The organism is Collinsella sp. Sow4_E3 (assembly GCF_052116285.1).
Taxonomy (GTDB): domain Bacteria; phylum Actinomycetota; class Coriobacteriia; order Coriobacteriales; family Coriobacteriaceae; genus Collinsella.
Genome location: NZ_JBQKLJ010000016.1, coordinates 21,165 through 41,078 on the forward strand (window position 1 = coordinate 21,165; position 19,914 = coordinate 41,078).

Below are 19,914 nucleotides of genomic sequence, written 5' to 3' on the forward strand. Positions count from 1 at the left end.
GAGAGACGATTATGCAATTCCCACCACTACCTGCACTCGGCGAGGCACCGTGGCACGACAAGATGGCGGCGTGGGCTACGGCTGTGGAGTCGTCCCTACTGGAGGCTGGTGGGGGTGGTGGCGGTGGCGGGTTCCCCGTGCAGCGCGCCACACTCACAGCCTCCGGCCCGGTCGACTCATCCGGCTGGCCGACTGATCAGGCTGTGACGCTGATCCTCACCCAGGACGCCACCGGCGGGCACACCGTCAATGGCGTCACCGTCGACCCGGCCCCTGGGTCGGTCACGGTCACCGCGTGGGTGTGGACGGGCAACGCATGGCGCGGATTCTCCGACTACGGCACGGTTGAGCCCGGTCCCGTGGTTGACACGACCCCGCCCACCGCCGGCACTCTGACCGTCGCAGTGGACGCCACCACCGCGAGCATGACCGTCCAGGGCGCGCTCGACGACGTGGCCCTGCACGCCCAACCCTTCCGCTTCGCCTACGCCCCTGCGGCTGACGCCGCAAGCTGGACCACCGCACAGTGGGGCACCTCCGCGACGTGGACCGACTGGCAGACCTCTGGCACCTATACCGGCGTTGCCGGGCTGACGGCCTCCACTACCTACGCCTTCCGCCACGAAACCCGCGACGCCGCAGGGAATGCCCGCATGGGCGGCGTGGTCGAGCAGACCACCCTTGCTCTCGCCGAGTGGACCACCCTATCCGCCCACGACTTCGCCACCACCCCCGACGGCACCGTCGTCGCGACCGGGTTCGTGCCGGAGACCGGCCCGGCGCTCAATGTCTCCGTCGCGGATGGTGCGGCGACGACCGCCAGCGTGCAGGGCGGTATCCTCGCCGCACCTCCACCGGGCGGCCAGATCTGGTCATCGCACGTCGAGATCACCCCGCAAAACACCCCACTGAACCACCGACTCCGCTACCACCTCGCGTGGTCCCTCGGCAATACTGGCGATTCGTATGTCGCCGCACGCCTCGGATGGATTACTGCGCGCGTGATGGGCAATGGCACGGTCAGCATCTACGGCCAGGGCACAGTCGTGACCACCGTCGAGCCTGACGCGCCCGCGGTTCCTCTCGCCGGGGAGGGCATGATCGAGATCATCACCGACGACGGCAACGGCTCTGGTGACCTAGAGATCCGTAACGCCACAGTGCGGGTCTACATCGGTGAGCAGCTGCACACCACCGCGACCATCACGGGCTACAACAGGGGCGGGAGCCCTCGTGTTGTGACACGATCCAGCCCCAGCGATGGCGAACCCAAGCCCCACGACGGTCTGCGCTCCTACCGGATCGAGGCCTCAGCGTGAGCATCCTGGTCGCTCTCCTCGCAGGACGCCACGCGACACAGCCGGGGGAACCGCAGCCAGCCGACCCCCGGCCAGTCGTGGACGACCCCATCGTCATGGCGATGCGCCCCGACTCCCGCGCAATCGCCACCCTCCACGTCGGGCCGACACGGGAGCACGCCACCCTCACCAGTGCTGTGGCCGCAGCCAAGCAGATACAGGCTGCGCGCAAGACGGCTGAGGGCGCCCCGTTCCTGACCCCCGACTACCGGGTCGATATCATCATGGACCCCGGCCACTACGACGAACCCGGTCCGATCACCCCAATCGGGCCGTTCATAGGCGTCTATGCGGCAGACGTGCAGAAGGGGACGACCTCTATCAACCGCGAGATCGTGCCGCACCAGTTCGTCTACTGGGAGGGCGTCGACATCCACACCGGGGCGTACATGGTGGACGGGAAGTACTGCATCCACGCCAGCAATCAGCGCGGGACGCTGGTCTTCGCCCGCATGTCGCTAACCAAGGTCGACCCGGCCAACCCTGACACCCAGCTCGTCACCTATGGGCATGACGGCGGCGACTGGGGATTCACCGTCCTCTACGATGCCACCATGACCGGCGGCACCAATGCCCACGGCTGGGACTTCGACGTCCACCCGCAGACGTTCTGCATGATCGACGTCCACGGGAAGGGCAACGCGGCGTGGGGTGGCCGCAACACCCCCGACCACTTCTGGCTGATCGACTCGTCCTGCGACGTGGTGGACACCAAGGCGCTTGGCGGCGTCCACATCAACGGCACCGACGTTCGTAGCGGCACCATCAGCCTCAACGGCTCACCGCTCGATGACCGCCGAGACTGGCCCATCCCCTATGGCGGACTCTCCCCGTGGGCGCGGGCGCACTACGGCCTCGACTACCCCACCCCGCCAGTCGACCCGCGCACCTGACCGCCCAGCGCTGTGGGCAGTAACATAGAGAGAGAGGAGACACCGTGACCGTCAGCCTTGGAGCAATCGCCAACCGGACCCTGCTCATCACCGCTCGCTACGCTGGGCAGTGGCTCATCGTCGGCAACACCGTCTATACCGCACCCGCCGACGAGGCGGAGATTCGCGTCTACGGCACCGGCAACGTCATAGTTGGCCCCGGCTGGTGGGACAGGCACGGCGTCTACGACGGCGTCTACGACGGCGACTACTTCGACGGCTCGTACACAAGCACCGTCGGCACCGACACGTTGAGCGTTGAGCGCTCGACGGACGGCGGCGAAACGTGGGAGACTATAGCCGACGGGCTATCGTCCGACGCGGGCGTGGGCGACCCCTACCCGCCGTTGTTCGGCCCGTTGCACTACCGTGCGGTTGCCGTGTCGTTGCTGCCGTCGGTGGCCTACGGCGATGCCGTCGAGGTAACACCGCCTGAGCCTACCCGTGTGTGGCTCACCACCGAGTCCGGCGCGGCGCTATCGCTGCCGTACGACCTAGCCGTGCCGTCATCGCACACACCCGGCGTGGAGTTGCACCGAGTGCTGGGGCGTACACGCCCGGTGGCGGCGTTCTCGCTGGATTACGAGCCCGCCCTATCGGTGGACGTGTCGGGTGTCACACTCCCGCAGCAGGGTGAGCCCGGCGAGGAGGTGTGGGCCGCGACCGTGTTAGGTCAACATGTCTACTACCGCGACCCCGCAGGGCGCAGGTTCTGGGGTGTGATCGACGGTGCGTTGTCGTGGAAGCCAACGTGGTGGGGCCACGATTCCGTGTCATTCAGTGTGACGGCGGTGGACCATGATTAGCGCCGAGTTGTGGGGGGCGTCGGGGCGTCGTGCCGCGTGGCGCGTGGATTTGCTCACCAACAAGGACGTGTACAGGCGTCAGCTCGACGGTGTTACTGGCGGCTCGCTTGACTTCAACGCTTTCCGTGCTGTGGCCGGCGGTGGAACCCTCACGCTAGAGGTGCCGAGCGGGCGCGACTTCCTACAGGGCGTGGATTGGCTGGCTGACCGTGTGGCGATCACCTACGTAGCCGAAGTCCACGGTCAGCGCTTCGAGGTTCCGTGGGGTGTGTTTCTGGCGTCGGGAGAAGTAGACGAGAGGGAACACCCCGGCGGTGTGTCCGTCACCGTGCCGCTGGTCGATAAAACGGCGATCCTGCAGGACGATGGTATCCGCGACCACTACGCACTGCCGGTCAACTGGCCCGTGGTTGGCGCGGTCGAAGCGCTCATTGTCAACGGGGGCCAGCGCCGCTACGCGCTCACGCCGTCATCCGAGCGCACGCGCACCGCGGTATCGTGGCCTGCCGGGACGCCACGGCTCACCATCATTAACGACCTTCTGGCCGCTATCGGGTACACGCCGCTGAGGGCCGACGCCGAGGGCGTGTATCGCTCCGAGCCATACATCGACCCCGACCAGCGGACCGTACAGTGGGACTTCCGAGGAGGCGCGTACTCGGTGACCGCGCCCGAGTGGTCGGAGTCGCTGAGCGCGTCGGGTATCCCCAATCGTTATGTGGTAACCACGCAGGAGTCCGAGGGTGTGCAGCCGTTGGTTGGTGTTGCCGAGAATAACAACCCGGCCAGCGCCTACAGCTACGCACGTCGCGGTCGGTGGATCACGCAGGTAGAGGACGGGGCCGACGCCACGAGCCAAGCCGTGGTCGATGACTTGGCGCGGCGCAAGCTGCGCGACTCATCCCGGCCAGCGGTTCGGCTGCCGGTGGAGCACTTGGTGCTGCCGTTGACGTTGGGCGACGCGGTGCTGTCGCCTACCGGGCACCACATGGTGGTCGTTGAACAAGCAATCAAGTTGGAACCCATGGCTATGATGAGTTCAACGCTACGTCGGTTCGAGGTGGTCTAGGTGGCACTCAACACGTCGTCGTTGGCGCACCTACTCATCAACCGTGCCCCTGAGCAACTGGAACTGCCCTGGGCCACGGTGGAGGTTGTGTCGCCCGTACTCATGGTGCGGATGGCCACGGGGCCCGCGCTACCGGTCACGTCTAACGCCGCGGGGCCGCTGGAAGTTGGTGACCGTGTGTGGTGTGTGTGGCACAAGCGCGCGCTGACAGTATGCGCTAGCCCGTCGCAGGCTCAACGCGTCGCGTCGTTGCTGTCTAACACCGATTCGCGGGTGAGTAGCCTCACGGCGCGTGTTGGGGCCGTTGAGGGGCGCGCCACCAACCTCGAAAATTGGCGTACCAGCTTCAACACGGAGTGGAACACGTGGCCGGTTGCGTGGCGCGACGCGAACGACACGCCTTTGGCTATCGGCAACGGCACGCTGGAGGGGCGCTACCAACAGCTGGGGCGCACGGTGTTCTTCAGCATCCTATGGGAGCGCGGGAGCACCACGAACGTTGGAACGACCTACTGGACCTTCGATCTACCGTTCCAGTCGCGGTCTTGGCCCCGGGTAACAGCCAGTGGCTATTTCTACACCCCTGAACAGCCGGTAACGGCAATCCCCATCAGCCAGCAAGTATTGGTAGTTCAGTACGCGGGGGCGCGGTTGTCCAACACCAACCCGACCCCCGCCACGGGGCAAAGGTTGTTCTTGTCCGGCGTGTATGAGAGGGCGTGAGGGCATATGGTGCGAGGTGTGGTACAGCCCCCAACGTGGCTGACGGCCCGACGGGCACGAGTCGCGCTTGCGACAGTCGGTGTGATGCTACTGGCGCGAGGCGGGGACGTGTGGCTCGACTGGGCTGGTTTCCCCGACCCTGGCAGGGCCATCCTGTACGAGGCGTGGCCCGCGACGTTGCGTGCGTCGCTGTGGGTGACCACCGGCGTGATCGTGCTGGCACTCGCACCGACTCGGCTGCACCGTTGGGGCTGGCTGGTGGCGTGCCTGATGCCCGTGGAGCGTGCTGTATCCCACGCCTACTCGTTGGCACACTTCGCCATCCCCGGCTACCCTCCCGGCGCCTTCTCATCGGCCCCCGCCCTGCTGTACTGGCTCGCCATCATCAACATGTGCCTGCTGCTGGCCGGGTGGCCAGACCAGCCACACGAGGAGGAGCGCTGATGGAGCCGGTCACGCAGATTATCCTTACCGCCATCACCGCCGCGGCTGGCGTGCTCGTTGCGCTCGTGGGCCGCGCTCAGGTACTGCGGTCGAAGCGCGTGGAGTCCGAAGCCGCGCCGTACAGCGAGCTTGCCCGGCGGGTTGACCACCTCGAAGAACAGGTAGGGCAGTTGTTCCGCGAGCGCCACGAGGACCGGAACTATATCCGGCGGTTGTTGGCTGAGCGCCCTTTTGGGTTGCCGATCCCACGCCCCGCGCCGTCGTGGCTGGATCACCCCGAGCACGCCCCGACCCCCTCATCCATCATCGAACCGCCTAGGAACAATTAGAAAGGGTTGATCCCATGGACGACGACAACAACAAGCTAGACCCCGGCGACGAGTTGAGCGTGGAGTTTCCCGACGACCACGACGACGCGCCGGAACCGGGCACCACTGAGAATGACACGGTGCTATTACCTGAGCCCATTCCCGACGACACCGACCCGGCCGTGGTGCCCAGCCAGGTTACGGCGATCATCCGCACGCTCACGCCCATGTTGGTGGGCTGGGTAGTCTCGGTCGTCGTGTGGGCGCTCACTCCCCTTGGTGTGAGTGTGCCGCCGTCGTTCAACACGTGGCTAGAGGGGGCGCTGCCCGTCGTGCTGGGCGGTCTGTACTACCTGCTGGCGAAGTGGCTTGAGCGCGTCGCGCCGTCGATCCCATGGCTGGGGTCCACGCGCCGCCCGTTGTACACACCACCCGCTACGGGCGGGGCTACGTACGCGCTGGCGACGCTGGCCAACACCGGGTATGTCTGGTACAAGGGCGGCAAGTTTTCGCCCGAGTTCCGCGACGCGCTTGTTGAGCTTGACCGTCTGACCCCTGACGTTCCCCTTGTGGTGACACAGGGCGGCTACAACGGCACGGCGGTAGCGGCCAGCGCGGGCACTCATGCGGGCGACGCCGTGGACTTCTCGGTTCGTGGTCTGACGCGCGAACAAGTGGCCAAGGTTATTGAGGCTGGGCGCAAGGTGGGCATATTCCTGTCGTTCCGCACAACCAACGTGGGCAAGTGGGGCGTGCGCGCTCAAGGTTTCCCCAGCTACCACCTGCACGGTGTGCCCAACGGTTGGGGCGCGCCGTCGGCCGGGGCCCGTCGTCAGATTGCCTACATCGACGCCAAGGGCGTGAAGCACGGCTACCGCAACGGACGCGACGGGCTGGTCGGCAACGGGCCGGACGTGGGCCCGGGGCATGTTTCGACGTATCGGCTGCGCACCTGGTGGGACTACCTGGCGGCGAAGAAGGCCGCCCCGAAGCCCGCGCCCAAGCCGTCGGTACCGGCCACGGGTGCCGCGCCGAAGCCGCGGGTGGTGGTGGTGGACGGTCAGCTTGGCCCGCAGACGATCCGGGCGTTGCAGACCGTTTTGGGGTCGCGCTACGGGACGCGCACCATGGACGGCAAGCGACTTCTCCCGGTCGATGGCGTGTTGGGTAAGCAGACGTACGCGGCGTTGCAGCGGGTCTTGCAGTACCGGGCCCCCAAGGGTTGGGCTAGGTGGGCTGCTAATGGTGTCTTCAACAGCCATTGGGTGAAGCGCTTGCAGTGGTACGTCGGCGCGACGCTGGATGGCAAGTGGGGTCCCGCCACTACCCGCAAGTTGCAAGAGAAGCTGAACGCGGGCACGTTCTAAGACCACCCGGTTACACCGCCGGTTGGAGATACCCGACAAGGTGCAGAAACACCCCCCGAGCTTCGGCCCGGGGGGTGTTTCGCGCGGAGGACTCAGTTCCTGGCGTGCTTGGCCACGATGGCCCAGAAGTCGTCGTCTTCGACCTGGACGGCGTACCCGTCGCCGTAGTCGCCCAGAACCTCATCCGCGATGGCGTCCACGTCGTAGTCGTCGGCGTCGGCCATGCCGCTGTTGATGACGGCGACAATCTCCGCGGCGATGGCTTCGTTCTTGGTGCTGTAGGTGGCGGTCATGTTCTTGTCCTTTCGTCGGTAGCCCTTGTGGCTATGTGTAGAGCTTAGCACACTTACATTGCTAGGTGTCAACTCCAGAAAGATAACAGTTTGATAACGGTCACTTGTCGGGTGCCGCGCTCAGTTGGCCGAACGGCACGCCCGGCGCGCCAAGCGACTTGGGGAAGCGCGTGTTGCGTACATAGACGCGGCTGTCCCACGACACCCCGGCCGCTGTGGCCTGGGCAACGAAGTCGTCAAGCTCCCGCAGCGTGAAGCCTGCCTTGTCGGCGGCGTGCGTTGTGTACTCACTAGCCACCGCGCACCACCGGTACGTAGTAGGTACACGGGCATGACGACGCACGGCACGCCGTGTACACCTCCCCGCCGTCGTCGTGGTGCATGTCGCGTACGTGTCCACATTCGCACGGCGTAATGCCCGTGGGCTTGGCGGGCGGCAGCGGGCGCGTGGACCCCACCACGGGGCCCCGGTGCGTGCGTATGGCGTCGGCCAAGTCCAGCACAGCCTCAGCTACCGCCAACAGCCCGTAGGCGGTTGGGGCATTCAGCCAGTCGCGCCGGGCGTTTACGGCTTGCGCGTTGTCGTCCACGCGGTCACGGGCGGTGGGCTTGTCGTCATACTTGGCCATGGTTGGCCCCTTCCAGTTCGGCCCGCCAACATGCTGGGCACTTCTTGGTGCGTCCCGGTTCCGCCGTCGTCTCACCGAAGTACAGCGCGCGGCCGCACACGCTGAGCATGTCGCCAGCGCCGAACAGGTGGGCCGACGGGTACGCCTTGGGCCTGCCCCACCCGCCCGGGCGCGTGGCCACAAGGGCGGCTAGCCAGTCATGCGCCGACGACGCCGCAGCGCTTCCCTTAGCCATTGCGGGCCCCCTCAACGCCCTTGCGCCAACCCTGCCCGGGGCGGGTCTTGCGCCATTCGGAAATGGTGGTTTCCCACCACCACACAGTCTTGCCCAACTTGCCGTCGGGCGGGGGCATGGTGCCCCGGAATCGGTAGCCGCTGACCGTGGCGGGCTTGATGCCCAGCCGCGCCGCCACGTCGTGCGTGGACAACTGTCGGCCCTTGGTCGGGTCAATCTTGTTCATCATGGTTGTTTCCTTCCTTGTAGTGGTCGCGCGCTGCCCGCCACAGGTCACGAAGAACCCGCTTGCTGACGATCCGTAGCGCGTCGTTGTGGGAGTGGCCAGGCGTCCAGTCCGGGCGCGTGGTGGCCGTGTGTGCCCGTCGGGCGTCGTACACGGCGCGGTACTCGCTACCGGTCTGCTTCACGCAAGACATGGCGATGAGGTAGGCCCGCGTCTTGGCGTCGGTGGACCAGTTGGCTTGTTGGCCCTTGCGACGCCGGGCGGCTTCGTTGCCCCCGTCCCCGGGCAGCGTGTGCAGGCCACAGTACGCCCACAGTTGTGACACGGTGCGCGGCTGGCCCGTGTCGGCCCTGAGGTACGGGTCACCGACGGCGGCCAGTAGGCGGGCTAGTTGCTTCTCCCCTACCCCCTTGGCGGTCTTGCGCCACGCGTTCAAGGGGTGCCTGCGCATGACCCGCTGCAGTTCGAGAATCGCGGCGTGTTCAAGCCCGGCCAGTTGCTCAAGCTGAGCCGTGACCACGGCAACCACGGGGTGTGTTTCGTCGTAGCCGAAGCCCCGCACAACGCCGTCTTCGTCGGGCTCAGTGGCCGTCAGGATTCGGGCGCGGTTGGCTTGGGCCTTACGCAGCCCCTCCACGTCGTCCAGGTACTGAGCCAGCGTGTACAGGGTCGGATCGAACAGCGACGGGCGGGGCGCGCGGTTATTGGGTGCCGAGCCTGTGTGGGCCCCGCCCGTCACTGAGTCTGAACCAACACGGGCGGGGCCCTTCTGGGCATCGAGCTCTGCCTGGCCCGTGTTGGTAGCTTGTGGTTCCCCGGGGGCGCACGTCGTATGGGTGGCGAGCGGAGCTTGGCCCCCGGGGAAGTTGTGCCCGACCGGGGCGGGAGCTGTTTGGGTGTCGCCGGGCCAGTGGCCCCGGTCGGAAGTGTTGGCGGCTTGTGGTTCCCCGGGGGCGGTCAAAATTTGGGTATCGACTGCCTGCTGGCCCCCGGGGAAGTTGTGCCCGACCGGGGCGATCGCTGTATGGGCATCGCGATGAGGCTGGCCCCGGTCGGAAGTGTTGCCCCCCACGGGCGCGCGGAGAATGGGTGTCGCCGGGTTCATGGCCCGTGGGGAAGTCTCTAGGGTGGCGGTCATCGGGTCACCGCCGTGGGGTCGGTATCCAGCGCGGCGACGGTAGCCCCTTCGGGCAGCGCGTCGGCCAGCGCTTCGTACCATGCGGCCTTCGCGGCCACCTTCTCGGCGCGGTCCCGAAGCGTCGCGGCCAGCGCCAGAAGGTCGTCCGCCGTGCAGTCGGCCAGCCGCTTCCAGCCGTTCGGCAGCCACACGGGGGTGTTCTTGCGCGCGTTCCAATCGTTGCGGCACGCGGCCACCTTCGCGGACCCCGCGGGCTCACGTACCGGGGTCACGTCGTCCACGACGACGGCCACAGGGTTGAGCATGCGGGTACGGGAGAACTCCACCCCAACGTAGGTGGGCAGCACTTCGGCCAGCGTGGCCCGGTACAGGTCGGCGCGCGCGGCAATAGGCAGGGTGTTGTCAAGCTCGTTGAGCAACGCGCCCGCCACGTCGTGGGGGTTGCTCAGTTCGGTGTTGTCTAACAGTCGCCGGATTCGTTCGTTGGTCTTCATGGTTGTGTTTCCCTTCCTTAGGGGTAGCCCCCTAGCGGTTGTCCGTGACCCGGGTAATGGGTTCGGTCGGGTTGAACATGCCGCCGTGCTCGTCCACGAAGACCGGGCACAAGCCGACGGCGCGCGCGGGGGCTTCGGTGAAGTCTTCCCGCCACAACGTCACGGTTTGGGTATCGGCGTCGGGCTGGAAGCCCACGAGCCGCCACGACTCGTTGCCCGTGTGGGGGCCGGGCATCACGTCGCCGGTTTCGGTGTTCACGTGGAAGGGGTACGGCAACGGCTTGTGGACGTTGTAATTCATCCCTTCGCCCGGCTGGCCCGGCTGAATGGTGATCGTCGGCTCAAGCTTGCTCATGGTTCTTTGTCCTTTCGTCGGTGGGCCCCGCCCGGCTGAGCGGGGCCCGTGCGGTTGGTGGGGCGTCAGTTGGCCCCGTTGAAGTCGCGGTTGGTCAGGAACTCCTCCACGTCTTCGGCGCGGCCCCCGCTTTCGCGGTAGAAGTCAGCCAGCCCGCGCGCGCCGTCAACGATGCGCTGCCCGAGGTTCACGGCGTTGTGGTCAACGTCGTAGCGCAATGCGTAGGTTTCGCCGTCTTCCCACGTAACCACCACGTCAACCTTGGTGTAGGCCCCGGCAATGATGGTTTCGGGGTTAGCGGCCTGGATGCCCGCCAGCATGGCGTTGGCGGCGTGCCACGTGTACGCCTTGGCCCCGTCCGGGCTCAGCGTGCCCTCAGCGAAGCCGAACGCCACGTTGTCAAGCTGGGCGGTGGTGGTGTTGGTGGTCATGGTCTTTGTCCCTTCGTCGGTTGCCTTATCGGCTTCGCCTAGCTTAGCACGATTCTGTTGTGTGGTGTCAACTTTGGGTCTAGTAGCGCCACCTTCCGGCTGAACATCCGGCGCGCGCCCGTGGCTTCGATGTAGACGGCCCACGCCTTCCGGCGGCGGGGGTGGGCCTTACGGAAGGCCACCAGCGCGCACAGGGCACACCCGTGGGTGTCGGCGTGGTGGTAGTCGAAGCCTTCGGCCCCGGGCCGGGCGTGCGTGGCGAAGCCGAGAAGTTCGGCGCTGGGTTCCAGGGCCTGCAGTTCGTCGGTCAGTTCGGTGTTGGCGTGGCCTGCAAACAGGCCGCACAGTTCGCGGTCATGGCGTGCCATGGTGGTGTCCTTTCGTCGGGGTGTGTGACCACCTTAGCACACATAGCTTGCATGGTGTCAACTTAGACGCTGGCGTGCATGTAAAGCCGATCCACCCGAGTATGCGCCTTGCCGCGCTGCCCGTCCACCGCGATGGCGCGTTCCAAGGACCACACCGCCCGCCAGTCGTCCGGCGCTGTGAACTCCGAGACGAACACCGACGCGCCTAGCTCGTGCCAACGACGGCACGTGTCCCAAAACTGGTCATGGTCGAAGGTCGGCGTGCCCTTGTATCCTGTCGTCCCGGTGTACGGGGGGTCGCAGTACACCACATCGCCGGGCCCAATGTCCCAAGCGTCGTAGGTCCGATGGTGGAAGCTCACCGCCGGTAAGGTACGCAACACAACGGCCCTACGAAGCACTAACCGCTGTGCCTCTGCGGGGTGCGAGCGGTCGCCCTTACGATCACGCGCGTAGCCCCCGAACCATTTACCGCCGAACGAGCACCCAAACCCCGCGAAAGCGCGCAACGCCGACGGTTCAGCTTTCCGCAGCGCTCGGTACTCATCCTCGGTAACGGTGTCGGGAGGTTCCCGCCCATCTAGCAGGGCCCGATACATGAGCATCAGGTCTTCGTGTACGTCGCCAGCCTCAGCCCGGGCGAAGTGGGGGGCCATTGCGGTGAACACCGATGCACCACCGACGAAGGGCTCTACGTAACGCGCCCGGCTGTTCAACGGGGCCAGCATGGCATCGGCTAGTTGTTCGACCAATCGGGACTTCCCACCTAGATACTGCACGTCAGCTCACCGGGTCTAACGCGCCGTGTCTCAGGCCCATGTAGACCGCGTGCCGGGCAGCGTCGCGCTGGTGGCGTGTACCGAGCGCGTCCCATACGCCGAAGCGTCGTAGCCGGGCGTCGGTCACAATCGGCTTCACGCTGCCAGCCGGGAGGAACTGCAACGGCCAGCCACGGGCGGCCACGGCATCTCGCACGGTTTCGGCTTGCGTGATCGTCTCCATTGATCCCGCCCGAGTCTTACGCGCCGTGCCGCGGCCCACCACGAACCGTTCCACGGCCACCCACGGGCGGTTGTGGGGCTCAGGGCTGGCCGTAGCGGCCTGGACAGCCTGAAGCGCTGCCCACGGGTCCGTGTAGGTGTCCACGCGGACCACGGACCCGCCCGAGCACCACAGCACCACCACGCCCGGCTCAGGCCCCGGGTCAATGCCGACGATGGCCACTTCCGGGGGTGTCATGGTGTGCCCTTCCGACGGGTGGCCCCGCCTGTCTCGCTGTTGCACACCCCGCACGCCGGGCGTATGTTGTTGCGCCGGTACGTGCCCCCTTGACAACCGGGCACGATTCGGTCAATGGTCAGCGGGTTGGCCGCGATTCTCAGCGACTCACCCACGGGCCACCACAACACACCGTCGGTGCCGGGGTAGTCGTCCGGGTTGAACAGCAAGCACCCGCACCGGTAGCACCGGGTCAGCCCGGGCTTGTCGCTGGCCCATGCCTCCATGATCCACGCGCGGCGGCGTCGGCGTTCGTAGCTTGAGCCCCGGGCGTTGCCGTTGGTTGTGCCGCGTTCACTCATCGTTTCCCCCCGAGCACTACAACGGCGCACCAGTGGCACCGATCATCGGGGTGTACGTCAAAGCGCCACCTACCGGGGGTGCCAAACCAGCCATGCTTATCGGCACGGCCACAGGCTGTTTTCACTAGTTCGCCCGCGGCTGTGACTACGTAATGGGCCTTTACCCGATCACGGATACGTGCATGTTGGCCCATCGTCAAGAACATCCAGCCGAGCGCGCTCATCGTTTCCCCCCGAGCACTTCGCGCAGCACGCGGGGGTCGCGCAGCACGTCACCCAACTGTTCGGCCTTGCCCACGAGCGCTTGCCTAATGGCCTCGTCTACAGTATCACGACTTGTAATATCTATTATATCCACGCTGTCGTGAATCTCGGACCCGATACGGTGCACCCGGTCCTCAGCCTGGAGGGCTTCGACTAGCGACCACGGACGCGACAGGAACACGGCGCACCGTGCCCGGGTCAGCGTGATGCCAACGCCGCCGGCTGCCGTGGTCACCAGAATGACCCTAACTTCACCGGCCTGGAACGCGCGCACGGCTTCGTCACGGTCCTTCGTGGACTGGCCCCCGACGACGTAGGCGTGTGACACCCCGGCGTCTTCCAGCGCGGCGCCGGCCAGTTCCACCAGTTGGCGGCTGGGGCTGAACACCACCACCGATTCGCCTTCGCGTTCCTCCAGCACGGCTAGCAGTTCAGCGACCTTCCACGACTCAGGTTTCATCTTTGCGTGGTAGTGCTTCGTTTCTAGCCCGTCATCGTCCACGGTGGTGGAGACTTCCACGTCGCACGGGGAAGCGGCTAGGGCCTGTAGGTAGGACAACTGAGCAAGTACGCTCATGGCGTTCAGGGGCTCGTCATTGTCCGGCAGAGCGGCAACCAGTTCGTCACGCATGGAGTTGTACAGCTTGCGCCATTCGGCGGGCAACTCCACTTCGCGCACTTGGTACACCTTGGGCGGCAACCACGGCAGCGCGTCGGCCTTGCTCACGCGGCGTTGGAACGGCATGAGGCATAGGTCGAACTCATCACGACGGTGGGGCAGGAAGCCAACTACTTCGTCGCCGTAGTCGCCTTGCACCACGTCAAGGTAGCGGGCTTGGTAGCGGGTACGCGACGGCCACGCGCCCGGTTCGAGAGCGTCAAGCGCGGGCCACAAGTCGCCGGGGTGATGGGTAATCGGCGTGCCGCTCAGAACGATGGTGCCGCGAGCGTGGCCGGCCAGCTTGCGCGCCGCCTTGGATCGCGCCGCCTTGGGGTTCTTGATGAGGTGGTGCTCGTCAAGAATCACGGTGCCGACGTGCCCGCGTTCGACGGCCAGCGCGTGCGTGAGCTTGTCCACGTCACGGGCCATAGTGTCGTAGCTCGTCACGAGCACGTCTAGCCCGTCGGCTAGTAGCTTGGCCCGCTTCGGGCCCATGTAGCGCCCAACGCTGACGTGTGGGGCCCATGTGGCCCACGCCTCAACCCACGCGGTCACGACCGACGCCGGGCAGACTACGACGACGGGCAGCGCGGCGGCCCCGACTTCGGCCACGGCCAGCACGCTTGAAGCGGTCTTGCCGGTGCCCGGCTCGTCGTTGAGCATGAGCCGCCCGGTGCGCGCGTACTGCACGGCGGCGGCTACCTGCCACGGGTAGGGGGTGAGCCCGGGCGGGTGGTTGTAGGTCAAGCCCCCCGCCCAAGCTTCGAGCACGTGACCTTTCAGCGAAGCGGCCAGCTTGGCGGCGTCGTCACCGAGCACCGCGCCGGGCAGCGTTGCGAGCAACTGCACGAGCCCTGTCCACGTAGCGGGCAGACTGAACACCGCCGGGGCCTTGTTCAGTTGCTTGGACGCGGGCGTTAGCGGGGCCCGCGTGGGCGGGGTAGCTGCCGGGTCAACGAGTGCCAGCCATTCCCCAGTTTCCGGGTTGTATTCGATCACGTGCGCCATGGTCAGTTGCCCGCCCGGCCCGGGTAGTCGGTGCTGACCTCAAGCCCGAGCATGTCGGCCAGCGCCCGGCCAGCGCAGAACGTGCCCGGTACACGGGTGCCGTCCATGCACACGTGAGAGTTGGTTACCGTTTCGGTCTTGTCGTCGCTGAACAGCGTAGGCTCACGCCGAGCCGCTTCGTACTTGCGACGGTCAATCTCGAACTGAATGTACTGAGCAGCCTTGGCTAAGTCTTCGAGCGCGTCGGCCTTGTGGTCGGCCCGCCAAAGGTACTTGATCGCGTTGCCCACGTTGTAATTGTGGTGCTCAGTGATCGTGATGCACTCCACGACCTCGCCGCAAGCCGGGTGAACGGGGCCTTGCGTGTAGTGGGCGGGGTGGCTGACGTTGTTGTTCATGGTGGTTGTCCTTGTCTGTCGTCGGTTGGGGGAACGGGGGCCCCGGCGTGCTTCCCCACACGGCGCGGGGCCCCCGTTCGTCTTTGGTCGGCTACGCCTGTCCGCCCTGGATACGGGCGAGCAACGCGGCCTGTTCGGCGCTCATGGCCGGGGCCTGAGCCGGGGCCTGAGCCGGGGCCTGAGCCGGGGCCTGAGCCGGGGCCTGAGCCGGGGCCTGAGCCGGGGCCTGAGCCGGGGCCTGAGCCGGGGCCTGAGCCGGGGCCTGCCAGCCCGCGCCGGGCTGATACGCCACGGTGTAGATGTTGGCGGGGATGGTGCCGCGGCCCGGGCGGCGCTCAACGAGCGCGACACTGAGCCTGTCACCAGCCTTGGGAGCGCCGGAAACGCCCGCCTGCTGCATGCCCGCGCTCAGCGCGTCAGCCATCCGCCCACGTACGTACAGCGTTGCCAGCCCGTTGGTGTAGGTGGCTTCGTCGTAGGTGCCGGGGTCAAGCTGCAACGTGACGGCCATATGGAACATGGGCCGGCCGTCGCGGTAGAACTTCAGTTGTTTGGTGTTGGGGTCGGTGTCCTGGGAAACGTCGCGGTCGGTCACGTCGGTGGTCACGGTGCCCGTGAAGACACTACCCGGCTGGCCGGGCTCAACGCCCTTCCACGACAGGCCGGGCGGGCGGCTACCCGTCGGCTGGGAGTTGAAGGCGTCCAACGTGCCCTGAGCGGGCGGGGGGCCCTGGGGCGCGGGCTGGGCGGCGGGGTAGCCCTGCTGGGGCTGCCAGCCCATGCCGCCTGCCTGCTGGCCCGGGAAGCCCTGAGGGGCGTACGCGTGGGCCTGCTGGGGAACCTGAGCGGGGTAGCCCTGCTGGGGGGCATAGGCCGGTGCCTGAGGGGCAGCGGGCGGCGTGTAGGCCGGGGGCATGCCCGGGGCCTGCTGGCCCGGGAAGCCCGGGTTGTAGGGGTACTGACTCATGGTGGTTGTCCTTTCGTGGACGGGGTTGTGCTGGCCCCGGGATTGGGGCTCAGCGTCGGGTTGGAAGGTGGAAGTGTTGAAGGAAGGGCCCGACCCGAGCAAGGCTAGCGCCGGGCCCTGACAAGATCACAGAACCATGGGATCAGTGACCAAGAACGGAACTTCGACGGCCCGACCCTCAGCCTCAAGCTGACGGACGACGGCCAACGAGATACCGAACGAGCGGTGAGCGCGGAAGGAGTAGAAGCGTGCCCGCGTGGTGCCCTTGGCGTCGGTCTTGAGCTTGTACTCAAGGGGGCGAACGGGCGTGTACTGAGGAAGCTCACGGCCAGCGGCCTTGTTCTCCGCTACAAGGGCCTTGTGGTCAAGCGTGGTGGTGCTCATGTTCTTGTCCTTCTCGTCGGTACTCCGTCGGTGGAGTGGTTAAACCATATCACGGTTTCGTTGGTAGGTGTCAAGCTGGAAGGTGTAACGGTTTGATAACGGTGGGCGGGGCCCAACGAGTGAGCCCCGCCCGGGTAGGTCAGGCGAGCACGCGCCCGTCGGCCCGTGTCAACTCGGCAAAGATAACGGTTCGGTAACGGCGTCATAGGTATCCTGTAAGCGCCGTTCTGCGCGTTCGTTGTACGCACCCACGGCGTCAATGCCGATGTAGTGCATGCCGTTGTTGAGACACGCCACGCCCGTAGACGCGCTACCACTGAACGGGTCGAGTACGACACCCCCCGGCGGGCATGCCAACCGCGCCAACCAAGCGGCCAAGCCCACGGGAAACGGCGCGGGGTGGCCCGTCTGTTCTTTGCTTGTGGATTGTGTGAGTACGTCCGTACAACGTGAGACGACGGGCGTCACGCCTGACCCACCCTCGTAGTGCTTCCATCCGTGCTTGATGTGCTGGCCTGATTTATTGACGCGCGTAGGGTACGTGTTGGGTTTCCCATTGGCTTGCGGGTTGCCATACGCCCGTGGGCTCACACCGAACCAATGCACCGACTCCCACGACCTCCGGGGCCTGTTGCGTGCCCCCGTCGGCATCGCATTGGGCTTGTGCCACACGAGCTCGGCCAACTCGAACCATCCGGCATCACGCAAGGACAACCTTGTCCGCAACACGTAATCGCTGAGTTGTCCCCCGCGCTTGTGGGGGCTGATGTTGATAAGCACCGAGCCCGTCGGTTTCAGCACACGTCGCGCCTGTTCGGCCCATGCAGTCGTCCACGCTGGGTAGTCCGCTTCCGGTACCCCCCCGTAGCTGTCCTTGCGTTGCATGGCGTAGGGCGGTGATGTGACCACGGCGTCTACGCTGGCGGCGTCGAGTCCTGCCATAATGTCCACACAGTCACCCGTGTGTAGCTGCCACGGTTTGTTGTTCATACGTTTGGTCCCCTTGTTACTTAGGTGTGTTCTGACCGGGGCAGCCGGGGCCCCCGTCGTGGGCGGACTCAGGCCGGTACGCCGGGCAGAAATAGCACCCGCCCGAGGGCGTGCGCGGCACTTGGTCAAGCCCCAGTTGTCCCGCTTGTACCAACGCGGCGTAGTCCTTGCGTCGGTTCGTTTCCGTCAGCACTTGGTCAATGAGCACCCAATCCTCGGGCGTAATGGTGTGATGCCACACATACAGCCCGGCCAAGCTGGACCCCGTGCGGGGCCACGCGGCAATGGCAATCGAGTTGACCACGTAGCCCGCGCGGATATAGCCGAGCGCGTAGAGAAGCAACTGTACGTAGTAGTGCCGCGGGGGGCCTTGCGTACGCAACTTGTCGTGCGTCGTTGAGCCCAAACACTTGTGGTCGATCACCCGTTGGTTACGCGCGTCGTACAGGTCGGCCGTACCGGCGTGCCCCTCAAACGGCGTAACGCGGTTCTCAGCGATCCAACGCGCCGGGTCGGCCGCGGTGAGGGCGTCGGCCAGCCACGCATGCACGGCGGTACCCACGACCGACGGCCACGGGTCTACCACGTGGTTGGTGTCGGGCTGGCCCGTGAGCTTGTGGACGACCTGCCTGTCGCACTCAACGCCAAGTTCTGAGGGCCCAAGGTGTACCTGTAGCGAGCGCGGGGCGTTGTTGGCCGCGTTGCGCACGACTTCCCGAAGCTCAGCGGCAATCTTGACGGCTTCGGCGTCGTTGCCCGAGTGGCTGACCGCCGACGGGTTGACCGACGCCATGAACGCGGCCACGCTGGGCGCTTGGCTCGTCATGTCCATACCTCACGAAGTCGCTTGAGGGCTTCGGGCGGGCTCAAGAACACGTGGTGCGTGGTGCCCGACGACAGGACGAGCTTGCCCGTCTCAGCGTCCACGGCGTCGAGCTGCCAACGGCGCTTTCGCCCGTCCAGTTGGTAGGTGCGCCCGACTTCGAGCCGTGGCGGGTTGTGTCGGCTCACGGCTGTCCTCCCTGCTCGTGCGGGTTGAGCGTCGGCTGTGGGTAGGTGGGCTGCACGGCCCGAGCATCCTCGTGGCCTGCGTTGTAACCCTCGTCCCAGCCCTCGGCCTTGGCCTGTCGGATGATGCCGGGCAGGACGGCGGAGAGGGCGAGGTCGGCCAGGTGTTGATCGTGAAGCTCGGCCACGCCGCCCAGCTCGGACCAGTCACATCCCTCGCAGCGGATCGACCAGCTCGGCACATGAACATCAAAGTTGTGGCTCGCGATGGCCTCGGCGGCTCGCTCGCGCACCTCGTCGGTCAGGTATCGGTGGAGGTCAGTCATAGGGCATCCTTCGTTAGGGTCGCGGTTCACGACGCCGCAACCTCAAGGCGGTTGCTGACAGACTTCTTGGCCCAACGCACGTAGGTTTCCGGCGCTTCCTTCTTCATGCGTGTGGAATCAAGCCGCCATGTCTCAACGGGGGTGACACGCACGGTGAGCGTGTCGGATTCGAGCACGACGCGAGTTGTGCCCAGCGGGTGCCCCGACTGCAAGGCGGCGGCCTCAGCGTGGGCCTTGAGTTGGTTTGCAAGTGAGTCTTTGCGTTCTTCAGCGGCCCTGACCGCGGCCTTGGCGTCTTCGTACGCAGCGGCCAGTTGGGCAACAGCGGCGTCCATGGGTACGGCGTGGGTGTAGAAGTCTTCCACGGTGTGCTTCCTTTCGTCGGTTGGGGTGGAGCGGTTCCACCATAGCACGACACAACGAACCCGTGGCAAGTTGGTAAGTATCACGGTTTGGTAACGGAATCCGGGCCCGGTTTGACACCTTGCAATGAAAGTGTGCTAAGGTTTACCTATCAGCCCAACAAGGGGCACCGACGAAGGGAAACCGAAATGTGGATCACCACAGCTCAGGTCACCACAGCCAAGTACGTTGCCACCCCCAACGCCAACGGCACCACGCGCTACGCCCTCGTTCTGGCCGACGGCACCGAGCACATCATCCACAAGGCCAGCAAGCGCGAGTTCACCGCGATTCAGCTTGCCAGCAAGGACGGCGAGAACTGGGGCGTGATGAGCAGCGCCCGCACCGCGGACCTGGCCCGCAAGGCGTACAACACCGAAGACTGGCTGGTCGTCTTCCCCTTCCGCAAGATCATCACACTGTAAGACCCCAACCCCCCGGGGGCCCGGCAACGGGCTGGGCCCCCCGTTGAAAGGAGCGCTCACCATGAGCACCACCATCACCGGCCCCCGCAGCTTCAAGGCCACCATCGTGCCGCCCCGCTGCACCGTCAAGTCCCACGTGTCCTGTGTGTGCGAGCAGCCCGACACGCTGACGTGGGACGCGTCCGAAGCCGTGTCGAAGGCCGAACAGCGCGCGCTGTTCGCGGACTACACCGCCACGGCTAAGGAACTGAAGCTGGTGGCCCGGAAGACCCCCGAGTCCTACGGCAACCTGCCCAAGTTCACGGCGGCCCCGTTCACGGCGTCG

At 66.1% G+C, this 19,914-nt stretch carries 31 protein-coding genes and 1 pseudogene; 10 read left to right on the forward strand and 22 right to left on the reverse strand.

From position 1 onward, the window contains the following. Window positions 1-11 precede the first annotated feature (11 nt). The 8 genes from ACTQ48_RS08915 (at window position 12) to ACTQ48_RS08950 (ending at window position 7,007) form a co-directional block, all read left to right on the forward strand. A complete protein-coding gene (locus ACTQ48_RS08915; protein ID WP_441570656.1) occupies window positions 12-1,319 on the forward strand; it encodes a hypothetical protein in 1,308 nt (435 codons plus the stop codon). A gap of 77 nt (window positions 1,320-1,396) precedes the next feature. Then, complete coding sequence (locus tag ACTQ48_RS08920) at window positions 1,397-2,251, forward strand: hypothetical protein (RefSeq protein WP_441564019.1); 855 nt, start codon at window positions 1,397-1,399, stop codon at window positions 2,249-2,251. Window positions 2,252-2,295: 44 nt separating this feature from the next. After that, on the forward strand, window positions 2,296-3,096 hold the full coding sequence (locus ACTQ48_RS08925; protein WP_441564017.1) for a hypothetical protein: 801 nt from the start codon (window positions 2,296-2,298) through the stop codon (window positions 3,094-3,096). Further along, complete coding sequence (locus ACTQ48_RS08930; protein WP_441570658.1) at window positions 3,089-4,165, forward strand: hypothetical protein; 1,077 nt, start codon at window positions 3,089-3,091, stop codon at window positions 4,163-4,165. The genes ACTQ48_RS08925 and ACTQ48_RS08930 overlap by 8 nt, the downstream gene beginning before the upstream one ends. Then, the gene (locus ACTQ48_RS08935) at window positions 4,166-4,888 is read left to right on the forward strand and encodes a hypothetical protein (protein WP_441564014.1); all 723 of its coding nucleotides are present in this window, start codon (window positions 4,166-4,168) and stop codon (window positions 4,886-4,888) included. Window positions 4,889-4,906: 18 nt separating this feature from the next. Continuing rightward, window positions 4,907-5,332, forward strand: coding sequence for a hypothetical protein (locus ACTQ48_RS08940; RefSeq protein WP_441564012.1), 426 nt, complete (start codon window positions 4,907-4,909; stop codon window positions 5,330-5,332). Beyond that, window positions 5,332-5,661, forward strand: a complete 330-nt coding sequence (locus ACTQ48_RS08945) for a hypothetical protein (protein ID WP_441564010.1) — start codon at window positions 5,332-5,334, stop codon at window positions 5,659-5,661. The genes ACTQ48_RS08940 and ACTQ48_RS08945 overlap by 1 nt, the downstream gene beginning before the upstream one ends. 14 nt (window positions 5,662-5,675) lie before the next feature. After that, window positions 5,676-7,007: a peptidoglycan-binding domain-containing protein gene (locus tag ACTQ48_RS08950; RefSeq protein WP_441570660.1), complete on the forward strand. Its 1,332-nt coding sequence runs from the start codon at window positions 5,676-5,678 to the stop codon at window positions 7,005-7,007. Window positions 7,008-7,099: 92 nt separating this feature from the next. Here the strand turns inward: ACTQ48_RS08950 and ACTQ48_RS08955 are convergent, their stop codons facing one another. The 22 genes and pseudogenes from ACTQ48_RS08955 to ACTQ48_RS09060 all read right to left on the reverse strand — a co-directional run bounded on the left by ACTQ48_RS08955 (window position 7,100) and on the right by ACTQ48_RS09060 (window position 19,127). Continuing rightward, window positions 7,100-7,351 carry a hypothetical protein gene (locus ACTQ48_RS08955; RefSeq protein ID WP_441570662.1) on the reverse strand — a complete coding sequence of 84 codons (252 nt, stop codon included), beginning with the start codon at window positions 7,349-7,351 and terminating at the stop codon, window positions 7,100-7,102. Between the two features lie 49 nt (window positions 7,352-7,400). Continuing rightward, window positions 7,401-7,598, reverse strand: coding sequence for a hypothetical protein (locus ACTQ48_RS08960; RefSeq protein ID WP_441564005.1), 198 nt, complete (start codon window positions 7,596-7,598; stop codon window positions 7,401-7,403). Beyond that, the gene (locus ACTQ48_RS08965) at window positions 7,591-7,929 is read right to left on the reverse strand and encodes a hypothetical protein (RefSeq protein WP_441564003.1); all 339 of its coding nucleotides are present in this window, start codon (window positions 7,927-7,929) and stop codon (window positions 7,591-7,593) included. Before ACTQ48_RS08965 ends, ACTQ48_RS08960 begins: the two co-directional genes overlap by 8 nt. Window positions 7,930-8,156: 227 nt before the next feature. Beyond that, window positions 8,157-8,393 carry a hypothetical protein gene (locus ACTQ48_RS08970; RefSeq protein ID WP_441570663.1) on the reverse strand — a complete coding sequence of 79 codons (237 nt, stop codon included), beginning with the start codon at window positions 8,391-8,393 and terminating at the stop codon, window positions 8,157-8,159. After that, window positions 8,377-9,129, reverse strand: a complete 753-nt coding sequence (locus ACTQ48_RS08975; RefSeq protein ID WP_441570665.1) for a hypothetical protein — start codon at window positions 9,127-9,129, stop codon at window positions 8,377-8,379. The genes ACTQ48_RS08970 and ACTQ48_RS08975 overlap by 17 nt, the downstream gene beginning before the upstream one ends. A 395-nt stretch (window positions 9,130-9,524) precedes the next feature. Next, window positions 9,525-10,022 carry a hypothetical protein gene (locus ACTQ48_RS08980; protein WP_441570667.1) on the reverse strand — a complete coding sequence of 166 codons (498 nt, stop codon included), beginning with the start codon at window positions 10,020-10,022 and terminating at the stop codon, window positions 9,525-9,527. A 31-nt stretch (window positions 10,023-10,053) separates the two neighbouring features. Continuing rightward, window positions 10,054-10,377, reverse strand: coding sequence for a hypothetical protein (locus tag ACTQ48_RS08985; protein WP_441570669.1), 324 nt, complete (start codon window positions 10,375-10,377; stop codon window positions 10,054-10,056). Window positions 10,378-10,442: 65 nt separating this feature from the next. Continuing rightward, window positions 10,443-10,808, reverse strand: a complete 366-nt coding sequence (locus ACTQ48_RS08990) for a hypothetical protein (protein ID WP_441570671.1) — start codon at window positions 10,806-10,808, stop codon at window positions 10,443-10,445. A gap of 38 nt (window positions 10,809-10,846) precedes the next feature. Further along, window positions 10,847-11,176, reverse strand: coding sequence for a hypothetical protein (locus ACTQ48_RS08995; RefSeq protein ID WP_441570673.1), 330 nt, complete (start codon window positions 11,174-11,176; stop codon window positions 10,847-10,849). Window positions 11,177-11,238: 62 nt separating this feature from the next. Then, window positions 11,239-11,577, reverse strand: coding sequence for a DNA adenine methylase (locus ACTQ48_RS09000; protein ID WP_441570697.1), 339 nt, complete (start codon window positions 11,575-11,577; stop codon window positions 11,239-11,241). Window positions 11,578-11,763: 186 nt separating this feature from the next. Next, window positions 11,764-11,955 (reverse strand): annotated as a pseudogene (locus ACTQ48_RS09005) (DNA adenine methylase); the annotation flags it as partial. A 1-nt stretch (window position 11,956) separates the two neighbouring features. Continuing rightward, entirely contained in the window at window positions 11,957-12,415 is a 459-nt protein-coding gene (locus ACTQ48_RS09010) for a hypothetical protein (RefSeq protein ID WP_441570675.1), read from the reverse strand. Beyond that, window positions 12,412-12,756, reverse strand: coding sequence for an HNH endonuclease (locus tag ACTQ48_RS09015; RefSeq protein WP_441570677.1), 345 nt, complete (start codon window positions 12,754-12,756; stop codon window positions 12,412-12,414). The genes ACTQ48_RS09010 and ACTQ48_RS09015 overlap by 4 nt, the downstream gene beginning before the upstream one ends. A 220-nt stretch (window positions 12,757-12,976) precedes the next feature. Further along, window positions 12,977-14,689 (reverse strand): DEAD/DEAH box helicase, encoded by a 1,713-nt coding sequence (locus ACTQ48_RS09020; protein ID WP_441570679.1) that lies wholly within the window; start codon window positions 14,687-14,689, stop codon window positions 12,977-12,979. A gap of 2 nt (window positions 14,690-14,691) precedes the next feature. Further along, a complete protein-coding gene (locus ACTQ48_RS09025) occupies window positions 14,692-15,087 on the reverse strand; it encodes a DUF3310 domain-containing protein (RefSeq protein WP_441570681.1) in 396 nt (131 codons plus the stop codon). A 91-nt stretch (window positions 15,088-15,178) separates the two neighbouring features. After that, on the reverse strand, window positions 15,179-16,054 hold the full coding sequence (locus tag ACTQ48_RS09030; RefSeq protein WP_441570683.1) for a hypothetical protein: 876 nt from the start codon (window positions 16,052-16,054) through the stop codon (window positions 15,179-15,181). A gap of 126 nt (window positions 16,055-16,180) precedes the next feature. Beyond that, complete coding sequence (locus ACTQ48_RS09035) at window positions 16,181-16,438, reverse strand: hypothetical protein (protein ID WP_441570685.1); 258 nt, start codon at window positions 16,436-16,438, stop codon at window positions 16,181-16,183. Window positions 16,439-16,606: 168 nt separating this feature from the next. Then, a complete protein-coding gene (locus tag ACTQ48_RS09040; RefSeq protein WP_441570687.1) occupies window positions 16,607-17,428 on the reverse strand; it encodes a DNA-methyltransferase in 822 nt (273 codons plus the stop codon). Window positions 17,429-17,444: 16 nt separating this feature from the next. Further along, a complete protein-coding gene (locus ACTQ48_RS09045) occupies window positions 17,445-18,254 on the reverse strand; it encodes a hypothetical protein (RefSeq protein ID WP_441570688.1) in 810 nt (269 codons plus the stop codon). Continuing rightward, the gene (locus ACTQ48_RS09050; protein ID WP_441085765.1) at window positions 18,251-18,439 is read right to left on the reverse strand and encodes a hypothetical protein; all 189 of its coding nucleotides are present in this window, start codon (window positions 18,437-18,439) and stop codon (window positions 18,251-18,253) included. The genes ACTQ48_RS09045 and ACTQ48_RS09050 overlap by 4 nt, the downstream gene beginning before the upstream one ends. Continuing rightward, the gene (locus tag ACTQ48_RS09055; RefSeq protein ID WP_441570690.1) at window positions 18,436-18,762 is read right to left on the reverse strand and encodes a hypothetical protein; all 327 of its coding nucleotides are present in this window, start codon (window positions 18,760-18,762) and stop codon (window positions 18,436-18,438) included. Before ACTQ48_RS09055 ends, ACTQ48_RS09050 begins: the two co-directional genes overlap by 4 nt. Window positions 18,763-18,788: 26 nt before the next feature. Further along, complete coding sequence (locus ACTQ48_RS09060; RefSeq protein ID WP_441570691.1) at window positions 18,789-19,127, reverse strand: hypothetical protein; 339 nt, start codon at window positions 19,125-19,127, stop codon at window positions 18,789-18,791. 186 nt (window positions 19,128-19,313) lie between these two features. On the opposite strand from ACTQ48_RS09060, the gene ACTQ48_RS09065 reads away from it, so the two are divergent. Beyond that, entirely contained in the window at window positions 19,314-19,589 is a 276-nt protein-coding gene (locus ACTQ48_RS09065) for a hypothetical protein (protein ID WP_441570693.1), read from the forward strand. 61 nt (window positions 19,590-19,650) lie between these two features. Continuing rightward, window positions 19,651-19,914, forward strand: a 264-nt coding sequence (locus ACTQ48_RS09070) for a hypothetical protein (RefSeq protein WP_441570695.1), incomplete at its 3' end; no start/stop codon positions are given.